This window comes from Arthrobacter sp. efr-133-TYG-120 (assembly GCF_030209785.1).
GTDB lineage: Bacteria > Actinomycetota > Actinomycetes > Actinomycetales > Micrococcaceae > Arthrobacter.
On record NZ_JARVRI010000036.1, the window covers coordinates 35824 to 47581 of the forward strand.

Consider the following 11758-nt stretch of genomic DNA (forward strand, 5'->3'; position numbering starts at 1 on the left):
GCGCCTCCGCAAACTCGAGCGGGTCTGAGCCCCGCCTGCTGGAAGTCTCTGCCGGGTGGGTGGAGGAGGTCCGTCGCCGACCGGCAGCGGTCAGTTTGGCTGATTTTTGCGGAGGTATTCCCGCAGTCCGGGGATGGCGAAGCCGGTTTTTCCGTGGCCGGTTGATTCGATGAGGCCTGCGGCGAGGAGTCTGGTCCGGTATTTGGCCACGAGAGTGGGCCGTGAACCGGTCCGCCGGACGATGTCCCCGGCCGTGGAGGGTCCATTGTCGATGGCCATTGCGTGCAGGATCTCCTGGTCTTTGGCGGATGCCGCGGCGAGGGCGGCTTCAATGACGACGCGTTCGTTGCGTCGGATGGCGGCGGCAATTGCCCGGTCGACGGCGGCGGAGGAGAGGCCGCCGTTGTTATTCTCGGCCTCGCGCCAGAGGAAGTAGCCGACCAGTTGGATGAGGAAGGGGTAGCCTCCGGTGGTTGTCGCTGCCTTGTGCACCAGGTCCGGGTCGATGGTGATCCCGGCGGCGGCGAAGGTTTCCGTGAAGGATGTCTCGACATCGCGTACCGCGGCGGCATGGAGATCGATCTTGTCTGCTCTGCGAAGGAATGTTGCCACGCCCTCGTTCAGGAGATCAGATACGGCAGAGGGAAGGCCTGCAAAGATCAGTGCGATGGGCAGCCGGTCTTGGATGAAGTGCTGGACGTTGGCCGCCAGCTGGGCCAGTTCGGCTCGGTCGGCGGCATGGATCTCGTCGACGGTGATGAGGAGCCCGGTCCCGCGTTCGTCGAGAAGCTTCAGGAGTGTTTCCCCCAGTTCCCACCAGTCCACCTGGCGTTCGGGCGAAAGTTGGGACGTGACACTGAACCCGGCAATCGAAATCCCTGTGATACGACGGCGGGATTCGGGTTGGTCGTCAAGCTCCTGGATGAGTCGGCGCATCTTTTCGCCGATCCGACCCATGAAGGTTCCGGTCGCGGTCTCGGCCACCACTGCCCATCCGTGCTCCTGGGCAAGGTCATGGGCAGCTCCCAGCATGACCGTCTTGCCGATGCCGCGGGCACCGGTGAAGATGGACAGGAGTCCAGGGGCTCCGGAACCGAGCTGAAGGCCATATTCGAATTCATCCAGGAGTCCGGAGCGGCCGATGACTTCCGGTGGGGTGGCTCCGGCCGTAGGCCGGAACGGGTTGTCCATGTTGAGCACGCCACGTTCCTCAGGTGAATTTGGGTGAATTTGGTGAATTTGGGTATCCGGGTGAATTTGGTGAACTTTTTGCCATGATACTCGTGTTCCTCGGATCCGAGCCACTGAGGGGTCCATCGGGGGTAGACGATCTGCGTCGGAAGGACGGCGCCGAAGACGATGATGCAGCATTCGCGCGTTTGGAGAGGGCAACCCTTGGAAGACAACGAAATGTGCCCTCCCATGAGAAGAGGTCAGGAGTTCGAAGCTCCTTAGCTCCACAGTGAAGGCCCTTTGACCTTCGGAAACGTTGGGTGGGAGGGCCTTGCTCGTGCCGATCCTTAGCTCATCCGCTCAGCCAGGGACACAATGATCCCCTCTGGACCTCGAACGTACGCCATGCGCCAGGCTCCCTCGTACTGGCCGATGCCACCGACCAACCCGTACCCCTCCGAAGCCAACCGGTCGACCCTCGCTTGAAGATCGTCGACTTCGAAAGACAAGCTGCGAAGCCCGAGTTCGTTGGCCATGGCGGCGGGCGACCCCGGCTGCGGATCTGGCCTGACGAAGCTGGATAGCTCCACCCCGGTTCCTCCGCCTGGCGTCCGCAACATGACGATCTCGGTGCGGGAGTCCGGGATCGCTGTGACCGTATCAATGAACTCGCCCTCCACAAAGGTCCGGCCCTCGATCTCGAGCCCGAGTCCCACGAAGAACGCCGCCACGTGGTCGAGGTCCTGAACAGTGACGCCGACGTGGTCGAACCGCATGATGCGCGACATGAGAAAAACCTCCAAGTGTTCGTTTGCACGGTCCAGGACGGAGCCTACCGGGGACTTTACGGCGGATTCACGTTGGGAGAAAGAGTCCGGCGCGCGGCTGGCACGGTGTACGGGCAGGGATCCAGGTCGGCGGCCCGGCTCCGTGTGCGCAAACCAGCGGATTGGCCAGCACGGCCCGTGCGTAGGCTTGGGGAGCGCCATGTCAGACTGGACGCATGTGTCCCCTCCCTGTGAAGCCGCGCGCTCTGTCCAACAGCGTTGAGAGCGTGGGCCCGACGTCGTCGAGCGGCGCAGGCCGCCACCTGGCCCTGAGGATCGACGATGCCTGGCTCAGGTTCCAGACGCGTCTCGCGATCCGGCGCGGTCGGGTGGAGACCGTCATCCCTTACACCGGTTACGGCACCACCTCATGGGTCCGGGTTTTGGCGCGCATTGTCCGCAGTGAACCACGGGACGGCGGGAGCGGCGCCCAGGCAGGTACGCTCAAACCGCTGAAAGATGGCATGCGCGGTTGGCGCAATTTCACGAGCGCGCCCGTGGCACATGCCACCGTGCGGGTGACGATTGCGGGCATCGACCACGACGTCGAAGCCGACCGCGGAGGTGTCGTCGACGCCCAAATCCCGGCAGCCCTCGACGTCGGCTGGCATATGATCACCGTGCAATCCGGCGGATCCAGGATCGTGGAAGCCCCTGTGCAAATCGTCGCGGACGACGCAGACTTCGGTGTCGTCTCCGACATTGACGATACAGTGATGGTCACGGCGCTGCCCCGTCCATTCTTAGCCGCCTGGAACACCTTCGTACTCGACGAACACGCGAGGACCCCGACGCCGGGCATGGCTGTGCTGTACGAGCGGATCGTGAGGACGGCGCCGTCGGCCCCCGTGGTGTACCTGTCGACCGGAGCGTGGAACGTCGCTCCGACACTGTCACGCTTCCTGTCCCGCAATTTATATCCCGCCGGTCCCAAGCTCCTGACCGACTGGGGTCCCACCCCGGACCACTGGTTCCGCAGCGGACAGGAGCACAAGAGGAGTTCGTTGGAACGTCTCGCGGCGGAGTTCCCCGGCGTCAAGTGGCTGCTGGTTGGCGACGATGGACAGCACGACGAAGCGATCTATGCCGAGTTCGCCCAACGCCATCCGCAGAACGTCAGGGCAATCGCGATCCGCCAGCTTTCCGTCGGGGAAGCGGTGCTCGCAGGCGGGCGGTCAAAGTCCGCGGCTCAGCCCACGCCGGGGATTCCCTGGATTTACTCTCCGGACGGTGCAGGGATGTCGGCCCAGCTCGAGCAGCTGGGCATCATCCGGCGCAGCGTCCGGCCCGCAGACATGCCGGAGACGCCGTAGGCCCGCAGCTGACCGACGTCGGATCCCCGCCCGGTGAGAACAGCAGGCGGTGCCGACTCATCTCGCAGACAAGCAGCCTATGGTTGGCAATTTGCGCCGCGCGTACGATCAGAACAGGGCAATTCTCGATAACCATGATCTGGAGGTTGACGTGACAACTGCAATTATTGGAACCGGCAACATCGGGTCCAGTGTCGCCCGCCATCTTGTTCAAGGCGGCGAGCCGGTGGTCTTGGCGGCCCGCGATCAATCCCATGCTGAATCGTTGGCCGCTGAGCTCGGTGCATTGGCGAGTTCGGCGAGCGTCGGCGATGCCGTGTCACAGGCTGAAGCTGTCGTGATGGCCGTGTGGCTGGACACCGAGAAGGAACTCATCTCCCAACTGTCAGACGCCCTGCTCGGCAAGGTCGTCATCGACCCGACCAACCCGATCGGGCCTGATGGCCACGGCGGCTACACCACGACGCTGCCGGAGGGCCAATGAGCAGCATCGATCGTGGCAGACCTTCTCCCTGATGGCGCGCATTTCGTGAAGGCCTTCGGCACATTGGGGGCCGACGCGCTGGGTTCGGCAGCCAACCGGCCATCCGGGCGGGCAGTTCTGTTTTACGCAACCGACGACGACGCTGCGGCCGAAACGGTGGAGCGGCTCATTCGTGTCGCTGGCTTTGACCCGGTCAAAGCCGGCGGAATCGAGGCGGCCGGCAGGCTCGAGTTGATGCGAGGCGATCTTCACCAGAATGGCGGGCTTGGTGGAAGGCTTTTGAACGCCGATGAGGCGCGTGCCTCCCTCTAAAGCAGATCGCGGCGGAGGGCCTTCGTTGTGCCGGTCCTGACTAGACGAAAACGGATAGCAGCAGCGTGAATCCGAATCCGACGACGGAAATTATCGTTTCCATGACTGACCAGGTCTTGATCGTCTGGCCTACCGTCAGTCCGAAGTATTCCTTGACCAGCCAGAAGCCGGCGTCATTGACATGGGAGAAGAACAGCGATCCGGCACCGATGGCGAGCACAACCAGCGCCAGCTGAGCCGGGGACAAGCCGGTTGCCAGCGGTGCGATGATTCCTGCGGCCGTCACTGTGGCAACAGTCGCCGAGCCGGTGGCAAGACGAATCAGCACTGCGATGATCCAACCCAGCACCAGTGCCGACAGGCTGGCAGCGACCGCGATCTTGGCGATCGCGGTTCCGGTGCCGCCGTCGACGAGTACTTGTTTGAAGCCGCCGCCCGCGCCGACGATAAGCATGACCCCGACGATCGGCAACAGGCTCTCGCCGATCTTCTTCGTCAGAATGGAGGCTGAGAAGCCGACCCTCGTACCGAAAGTCACCATTGCCAAAAGCACCGCCACGAGCAGGGCAAAGACCGGGTCGCCGATGAAGTCCAGCAGAGGCCGGAGCGGCGCGTTCTTGTCCATCCAAATGTCTGCCCCGGCTTTGATCAGCATGAGCACCAACGGTGACAGCAGGGTCACCAAGGTCCAGCCAAAGGACGGGCTGCGCGTTGCTTGTGGATCCTGCGCCTTGCCGACGGGCGCGTCGCCGCGCGAACTGGCGGCCTTCGCGCCGGGGCCTTGCGATCTGGCCGTCTCGGCGTTCTCGCCGGCTCCAACGGTAACGGCGAGGCCAGCGCCTGCGGCTCCGATCGGCACGATCCGTGCGGCGAGACGACCAAAGAGGGGACCAGCGATGATCACGGTCGGAATGGCTATGAGTAGTCCAAACGCGAGGGTCACACCGACATTGGCGTGCAGGATGCCGATCGCGGCCAACGGGCCCGGGTGCGGCGGGATGAAACCGTGGAGGACCGACAAACCGGCCAAGGCCGGAATGCCAAGACGCATTGCCGGGCCCTTGGAGCGGTGCACAGCGAGCATCACCACGGGAATGAGCAGCACGAGCCCGATCTCGAAGAACATGGGTATGCCGATGATGCCGGCGATGAGCGCCATCTTCCAGGGCAGCGTTGCAGGCCGGCCATGGAGGAGCGTGTCCACGATCTTGTCCGCGCCGCCGGAATCAGCCAGCAGCTTGCCCAGCATGGCTCCCAAGGCGATGAGCACACCCACGTAGCCCAGCACGCCGCCGACGCCATTTTCGTAGGAGGTTGTCACCTTGTCCAAGGAAATGCCCGAAGCAATGCCGACGAAGAGGGCGCCGATGCTCAATGCCAGGAAAGCATGCATCTTTGCCCAGACGATCAGCAAGACGACTATCGCGATGCCGATGGCCGCCACAACAAGTACTTGGGTGTCGTGGCCGGTCCAAGGTTGATGCATCGCATCCGTAGTGGCGTCCGTGGCTACCCCGGCGAGGGGCCTGCTGAGGATGGAGATTCCGTTCATGGTTCTCGTCCTGTTCCGCTCGGCCGCAGGCCGAACTTGTCCATGATTTGTTGGGCAATCACTCCTGGAGCCGGGCCAACGTCGATCCGGATTCCGGGCTCACCCGGAGACAGCTCTTCAAGATCCGCGAACTGACTCCCCAACATACTGGCGGGCATGAAATGGCCGTGGCGTTCGGCCAGCCGTGCGCTGATAGTCTCGGGCGTCCCGGACAGAAAAACGAAGACGACGCCTGAACCTCGGCGATTAATAATGCTTCGATAGGACCGTTTGAGCGCCGAACACGTGATGACGCCGTTTTCCCCGTGATCCAGCCTCTGGTCGACCCACTCGGCGACCTTCTCCAGCCAGGGATATCTGTCCTCATCCGTCAGCGGATGCCCCGCTGCCATCTTGTCGATGTTTGTTTGGGGATGCAAGGCATCCCCTTCCTCGAAGGACCAGCCAAGCCGCCCCGCCAGGAGTGCGGCAACCGTGGATTTCCCTGAGCCGGAAACACCCATGACAACCAGCACAACGGGTTCGGACAGAGGGGTCGTCGCCATGTCCAGAGGGTCCATGGAGCCCATCTTGGCAGCACGTGGGCCTCAGTGCCATAGGGAATCGCAGTGGATCTCCTGGCGGCCGGGCCCCGGGGGCGCAGGCCTGACGACGGCTCATTCGGGGCGTTGTACGATCTCGGACAGAAGCGGCAAGCCCGGTCAAGCCCGACACCAGGAAAGCTTGAGGGGATACGGACACCGCTTCCGGAAAAAACCAGGCGTCCCGTTTTTAGTCCGGCCGATGCGCATCCACAAGTTGCCAATATTTGGCAATCGGTTGTCAATCCGACACCAAGGTGGCTAGACTCGAGGCGAACGCATGCCCGTGAACTACGATTTGGTGCCATTTGTCGCCATGCGGGCGAACGGATCCAAAGGAGAATTCCGTGACTGAAACCAATGCCGTGTGGAGCCTGTCCGGTTTCGGCGACGAAGTGGATCCCGATCCCGCGGTCCAGGCCGCAGTCCTGCTGGCGCTCGGTGCCGGCCATATCGAAGTGCGCAGCGCGTGGGGCACCAACGTTTCGGAACTCGAACCGGAAGAGGTCGGGCGGCTCAAGGCGATCCTGGACGCGAAGGGCCTGAAGGTTTCCGCGGTCGCGAGCCCCATCGGCAAGGTTGACGTCGGTGTTCCGGTGGAACATGAGCTCGCCCGGCTGCGCCAGATCATTTCGGTGGCCAAGGTGCTCGACACCAAATACATCCGCATCTTCTCCTTCTACCGGGCCGAAGGGCAGAGCCCGGAAGACATCCGCGACTCAGTCATGGAGCGCCTGACCGCACTTAGCAACGAGGCGGAAGCGTCCGGCGTCGTCCTCCTGCACGAAAACGAAAAGGGCATCTACGGCGACATGCCCGAGCGCGTCCTGGACATCATGGAGACTGTCGATTCACCCGCGCTGCGCGTTGCCTGGGACAGCGCCAACTTTGTCCAGGTGGGCGTCAAGCCGTACACCGTGGCTTATGCCGTGCTGCGCCCCTACTTGGAGTACTTCCAGATCAAGGATGCAATCAGCGGGACAGGTGAAGTGGTGCCTGCAGGCGAAGGCGACGGCGAATTGGACGCTACCATCGCCGCGCTCAAGGCCGATGGCTTTGCCGGCTTCGTTTCGCTCGAACCCCACCTTGCAAGCACACACGAATTGGGCGGATTCTCCGGACCCGTCGCCTTCGGCGCCGCAGCGCGCGCCTTTGCGGCACTCGCAGCCAAGAACGGTGTTGCCCTCGCCTGAGGGCCTGTAGGTTCAAAGGAAAACATCTTTCGAGGGAGAAGAATGCCTACAGCAGCAGTCATCGGTTGCGGCGATGTATCGAGTGTGCACCTCGGAGCAATCGCCAAAATGGACGACGTTGAACTCGTGGCGGTCTGCGACACCGACGCCGGTCGCCTCCAGGCGGCAACGGCCGCCTACGGTGTGCCGGGTTACGCGGACTACCTGGAGATGCTCGAATCGGTGAGGCCCGACGTCGTGCATATCTGCACTCCGCACCACCTGCATGCCTCGCTGGCCGCGGAGTGCCTTGAGCGCGGCGTCAGCGTGATTGTCGAGAAGCCGCTCGCCCACACCCTGGAAGAGGGACGCCGGCTGGTTGAGGCGGCCGAACGGAGTACGGCGAAGATCGCCGTATGTTTCCAGAACCGCTACAACGCGACGTCCCAGGCCATGCGGAGACTGCTCGACGACGGCGGGCTGGGCCAGGTTCTCGGCGCCTCGGCAACCGTGATGTGGCACCGGACGGCCGAGTACTACCGTGACAGGCCGTGGCGCGGTACCTGGGCCGAAGGAGGCGGCGGCCTCATGATGAACCAGGCCATCCACACGGTGGACCTGCTCCAGTGGCTGGTAGGCGACGTGACCAAGGTGGAGGGCCACGCCTCCACGCGCTCGCTGGGCGGCGTGATCGAGGTGGAGGATACGGCGGAATTCATCGCCGGGCACGCAAACGGTGCCACCAGCGTCTTCTACGCCACCTTGGCCAATGCCACCAACGCACCGGTGACGCTGGACATCGTGACCGAAAAGGCCACGCTCAGCCTCCGGGGCGACCTTGTTGTCAGCTATGCCGACGGCACCGTGGAAACCATCGCGGAACGTGCCTTGGAATCGGGTGGGCGCGCGTATTGGGGCGTATCCCACGAACTCCTGATCAAGGATTTCTATGCCAAGCTCGGGGATCCTGCTCCCTTCTGGATCAGCCCTGGGGAAGCCGAAAAATCACTCAGGATCGTCAAAGACATCTACGCCCAAAGCTACCCGGACATTTCCGGGCAAGTGGGCTAACCAGGCGGCCCATAAAGGCCCGGAACCAACGGAGGACAAAAGTGGCAAAAATCGGCGTACAGGCAATGATGCTGAAGGGCAGTTTTGCCGAAGACGGGGCGTTTGAAACGCTCCGCAAGGTCAGTGCGATCGGGTACAACGCGGTCGAGATTTCGCAGATCCCGATGACGCCGGAAAACGTTGCCGAACTGGATCGCTCCCGGAGCGAACTGGGCATGGACATCGCGGCGCTTTCGGTCGCCATGGAGACGCCCAAGGGCATGCCCGGCGACTCACTCAAGGACCACTTCGACAAGATCGTTGACGACGCAAAGCGGCTGGACACCCACCTCCTGCGGATTGGCATGATGCCGTTCCCGGCCATGAAGTCGATCGACGCCGTGGTGGACTTCGCGAAGCAAGCCAACGAATACGCCGAAAACCTCCGGGAACACGGCATCGGCTTGTACTACCACAACCACCACATCGAGTTCGCGAAGTTCGACGGCACATACATGCTGGACATCATTGCCGAAAACTCCCCGGCCATGGGCATGGAGATCGACGTGCACTGGGTGCAGCGCGGCGGCCTGGATCCCGTCCGGACCCTGGCCAAATACGCCGGACGCACGGCCATGGTGCACCTGAAGGACTACCGGATAGGGGAGTTGCCGGAATCGGCCTTCGGGTTCCTGGAAAGGCGGGACCTCGCGGGCTTCATGGCCGAGTTCAAGAACGTGGTCCAGTTTGCCGAAGTGGGCGAAGGCAACCTTGACTTCCCGTCCATCATTCACGCGGCCCAGGCTGCCGGCGCGGAGTACTTGCTCGTGGAGCAGGACGAACTCTATGGCCGAACGGTGTGGGAAGCCCTGCAGACTTCATACGACAACCTGGTGGCCATGGGTCACGGCGACCTCTTCTAATCCCACTACAACGGAGATCTACTCATGAGCAAGAAAGTACGCCTTGGCATCATCGGCCTGGGCCAGCAGGGCGGCACGTACGCCAAGTTCATCACTGACGGATTGGTTCCGAACATGGTGATCGGCGCTATCTGCGACACCGATCCTGGAAAGAAGGAGCCGGCAGCCTCCCTGTACCCAGGTGCGCCGTTCTACGACGACTACATCGCGATGCTGGAAAGCGGCGACGTCGATGCGATCGTCACGTGCGTGCCCCACTACCTGCACCCGGAAATGGGCATCGAATCGCTCAAGCGCAACATCCACGCCCTCGTCGAGAAGCCCGCTGGTGTCTACACCAAGCAAGTCAAGCGGCTCAATGAGTTCGCGGCTTCCAAGCCCGAGCTTTCCTTCGGGATCATGTTCAACCAGCGCAACAACCCCCTGTACAAGAAGCTCAAGGAGATCGTAGACAACGGCGAGATCGGGGCCATCCGGCGCACCAACTGGATCATCACCAACTGGTGGCGCCCGCAGGGCTACTACAACTCCAGCGAATGGCGCGCTACGTGGGGCGGCGAAGGCGGCGGCGTCCTGGTCAACCAGGCACCCCACCAGCTCGACCTGTGGCAGTGGATCTGCGGCGTGCCGAAGTCCGTCTACTCCAAGGTGGCGTACGGATTCCGCCGGGACATCGCCGTGGAAGACGAGGTCACCGCCGTCGTGGATTACGGCAACGGTGCCACCGGAGTTTTCGTCACGGCCACGCACGACCTTGTGGGCACGGACCGCTTCGAGATCCTGGGTGACCAGGGCAAGATCGTGGTGGAAAACAGCAAGACCGCCACGGTCACCCGCCTGGTCAAACCCGAGCGCGAACTCAGCGACGGCATGGACATGGACGATGTCCGCAAGCTCTTCATGGGCGAATTGAAAGCCGAGGACTACTACACCACCGAGGTGATCGAGTTCGAGTCGGCCTGGGGCGGCCAACACGCCGGCGTCCTGGAGAACTTCGCGGCCAACATCCTCGACGGCACTCCGTTGTTGGCGCCCGGCTCGGACGGCATCAAAGGCGTCCGCCTGGCCAACGCCATCCACCTGTCGAGCTGGACCGGCAAGGAAGTCTCCCTGGACTTCGACGAGGAGGAGTACATGCGCGAGCTCAACAAGCGCATCAGCGAAGAAGGCAAGTTCGCCGAGCGCTCCTAGCTCGCAGGGCGCGTGAGTAGGGCACTTAAGCAGGGCGGTCGCCGGCCGAATGGTTTGGCAACCGTCCTGCTTTTGTTGCCAAGCCAGATTACGATTGAGCCGTGACTGAAGCGACGAACTCCGGAGCAGTAACTTCCCCCGCCAAGCGCGGACGCGGGGAGAAATCCTCGCCCACCATCTACGACATCGCGAGGCTCGCGGGAGTCAACCCTTCCACGGTTTCGCGCGCGCTGAGCAAACCGGGCAGGGTCAGTGCCAAGACCCAGAAAATCATCGAGGATGCCGCCGAGCAGCTGAATTACCAGGTGAACCCCTTCGCCCGGGCGCTTCCCACCGGCCGTACCCAGACGATCGGACTCATCGTCGCGGATATCACCAACCCGACGTTCTTCGACATTATCCGCGGTGCGGAAACCACCGGTTCGGCCCGGGACTACACCCTGGTGTTGGCCGAGTCTGCGGAGTCGCCTGACACCGAACTGATTGCGGCCCGCAGGATGTTGGGCACGGTGGACGGCCTCATTCTGGCGAGCCCCCGCATGGACGACGAAAAGATCCGGGCTTTGGCTGCGGACAAGCCGGTAGTCGTGATCAATCGCGAAATAGAGGGTGTGCCGTGCGTAGTCCCGGACGTCAACAAGGGGATTGGCCAGGCCGTGCGGAGCCTAGCCGCCAACGGCCACCAGCAGCTCGCCTATGTTGCGGGGCCGCCGCAGTCCTGGATGTCGCGCCGCCGCTGGGAAGGCGTCCAAGCTGCCTGCGATTGGTACAAGTTGGGAGCCGTCCGCTTGGAATCGTCCAAGCCAACCGTCGACGGCGGCCGCCAAGTAGCGCGCGACGTCCTGGCGAGCGGTGCGACGGCGGTGATCACCTACAACGATCTCCTTGCCATAGGCCTCATGCAGGAGCTCCAGGCCGCCGGAATGCACGTTCCGGACCAGATCAGCATCGTGGGCTTCGACGACATCTTCGGGGCAGACTTCACGACGCCGGCGCTTACCACCGTGAGGTCGCCGCTGGGGGAGTGCGGTTCCCGCGCTGCCGCCCTCCTGCTGGACATGTTGCTAGGCCAGGAAGGGCCCGCGGAAGCCGTCCGGGTGGACACGGAGCTCGTGGTGCGCGGTTCCAGCGGGCGGCTGATCGCGTAGTTTCAAGTGATCTTCGGTGGAAGATGCAACGC

Annotated in this window: 12 protein-coding genes; 8 read left to right on the forward strand and 4 right to left on the reverse strand. The window is 63.0% G+C overall.

Features of this window, described 5'->3' with window-relative positions; all coding sequences use genetic code 11:
- Window positions 1-90: 90 nt before the first annotated feature.
- On the reverse strand, window positions 91-1191 hold the full coding sequence (locus QRN51_RS18885; RefSeq protein ID WP_284991559.1) for an ATP-binding protein: 1101 nt from the start codon (window positions 1189-1191) through the stop codon (window positions 91-93).
- A 329-nt stretch (window positions 1192-1520) separates the two neighbouring features.
- Window positions 1521-1961 carry a VOC family protein gene (locus QRN51_RS18890; RefSeq protein WP_059387432.1) on the reverse strand — a complete coding sequence of 147 codons (441 nt, stop codon included), beginning with the start codon at window positions 1959-1961 and terminating at the stop codon, window positions 1521-1523.
- A gap of 215 nt (window positions 1962-2176) precedes the next feature.
- Here QRN51_RS18890 and QRN51_RS18895 point away from each other — a divergent pair, with 215 nt between their 5' ends.
- The 3 genes from QRN51_RS18895 to QRN51_RS18905 all read left to right on the forward strand — a co-directional run bounded on the left by QRN51_RS18895 (window position 2177) and on the right by QRN51_RS18905 (window position 4109).
- On the forward strand, window positions 2177-3313 hold the full coding sequence (locus tag QRN51_RS18895) for an App1 family protein phosphatidate phosphatase (protein WP_284991348.1): 1137 nt from the start codon (window positions 2177-2179) through the stop codon (window positions 3311-3313).
- Window positions 3314-3392: 79 nt separating this feature from the next.
- The gene (locus QRN51_RS18900; RefSeq protein WP_284991349.1) at window positions 3393-3797 is read left to right on the forward strand and encodes an NADPH-dependent F420 reductase; all 405 of its coding nucleotides are present in this window, start codon (window positions 3393-3395) and stop codon (window positions 3795-3797) included.
- 12 nt (window positions 3798-3809) lie between these two features.
- Window positions 3810-4109 (forward strand): NAD(P)-binding domain-containing protein, encoded by a 300-nt coding sequence (locus QRN51_RS18905; protein ID WP_284991350.1) that lies wholly within the window; start codon window positions 3810-3812, stop codon window positions 4107-4109.
- A gap of 40 nt (window positions 4110-4149) precedes the next feature.
- On the opposite strand, the gene QRN51_RS18910 is transcribed toward QRN51_RS18905, so the two are convergent.
- Together QRN51_RS18910 and QRN51_RS18915 are read right to left on the reverse strand one after the other, a co-directional pair.
- Window positions 4150-5661, reverse strand: coding sequence for a GntT/GntP/DsdX family permease (locus tag QRN51_RS18910; protein WP_441432546.1), 1512 nt, complete (start codon window positions 5659-5661; stop codon window positions 4150-4152).
- Window positions 5658-6206 (reverse strand): gluconokinase, encoded by a 549-nt coding sequence (locus tag QRN51_RS18915; protein ID WP_284991351.1) that lies wholly within the window; start codon window positions 6204-6206, stop codon window positions 5658-5660. Before QRN51_RS18915 ends, QRN51_RS18910 begins: the two co-directional genes overlap by 4 nt.
- A gap of 383 nt (window positions 6207-6589) precedes the next feature.
- Here QRN51_RS18915 and QRN51_RS18920 point away from each other — a divergent pair, with 383 nt between their 5' ends.
- The 5 genes from QRN51_RS18920 to QRN51_RS18940 all read left to right on the forward strand — a co-directional run bounded on the left by QRN51_RS18920 (window position 6590) and on the right by QRN51_RS18940 (window position 11726).
- Window positions 6590-7435 carry a sugar phosphate isomerase/epimerase family protein gene (locus tag QRN51_RS18920; RefSeq protein WP_284991354.1) on the forward strand — a complete coding sequence of 282 codons (846 nt, stop codon included), beginning with the start codon at window positions 6590-6592 and terminating at the stop codon, window positions 7433-7435.
- A gap of 42 nt (window positions 7436-7477) precedes the next feature.
- A complete protein-coding gene (locus QRN51_RS18925; protein ID WP_284991356.1) occupies window positions 7478-8485 on the forward strand; it encodes a Gfo/Idh/MocA family protein in 1008 nt (335 codons plus the stop codon).
- A 41-nt stretch (window positions 8486-8526) separates the two neighbouring features.
- Entirely contained in the window at window positions 8527-9387 is an 861-nt protein-coding gene (locus tag QRN51_RS18930; RefSeq protein ID WP_284991357.1) for a sugar phosphate isomerase/epimerase family protein, read from the forward strand.
- Between the two features lie 24 nt (window positions 9388-9411).
- Window positions 9412-10578, forward strand: a complete 1167-nt coding sequence (locus QRN51_RS18935) for a Gfo/Idh/MocA family protein (protein ID WP_284991358.1) — start codon at window positions 9412-9414, stop codon at window positions 10576-10578.
- A gap of 101 nt (window positions 10579-10679) precedes the next feature.
- Window positions 10680-11726: a LacI family DNA-binding transcriptional regulator gene (locus QRN51_RS18940; RefSeq protein WP_284991360.1), complete on the forward strand. Its 1047-nt coding sequence runs from the start codon at window positions 10680-10682 to the stop codon at window positions 11724-11726.
- Window positions 11727-11758 lie beyond the last annotated feature (32 nt).

Coding starts and splice junctions, on each gene's coding strand:
- QRN51_RS18935 (WP_284991358.1), top strand. CDS start 9,412: ATGAGCAAGAAAGTACGCCTTGGCATCATCGGCCTGGGCCAGCAGGGC.
- QRN51_RS18885 (WP_284991559.1), bottom strand. CDS start 1,191: ATGGACAACCCGTTCCGGCCTACGGCCGGAGCCACCCCACCGGAAGTC.
- QRN51_RS18915 (WP_284991351.1), bottom strand. CDS start 6,206: ATGGCGACGACCCCTCTGTCCGAACCCGTTGTGCTGGTTGTCATGGGT.
- QRN51_RS18895 (WP_284991348.1), top strand. CDS start 2,177: ATGTGTCCCCTCCCTGTGAAGCCGCGCGCTCTGTCCAACAGCGTTGAG.
- QRN51_RS18925 (WP_284991356.1), top strand. CDS start 7,478: ATGCCTACAGCAGCAGTCATCGGTTGCGGCGATGTATCGAGTGTGCAC.
- QRN51_RS18890 (WP_059387432.1), bottom strand. CDS start 1,961: ATGTCGCGCATCATGCGGTTCGACCACGTCGGCGTCACTGTTCAGGAC.
- QRN51_RS18910 (WP_441432546.1), bottom strand. CDS start 5,661: ATGAACGGAATCTCCATCCTCAGCAGGCCCCTCGCCGGGGTAGCCACG.
- QRN51_RS18900 (WP_284991349.1), top strand. CDS start 3,393: ATGGTTGGCAATTTGCGCCGCGCGTACGATCAGAACAGGGCAATTCTC.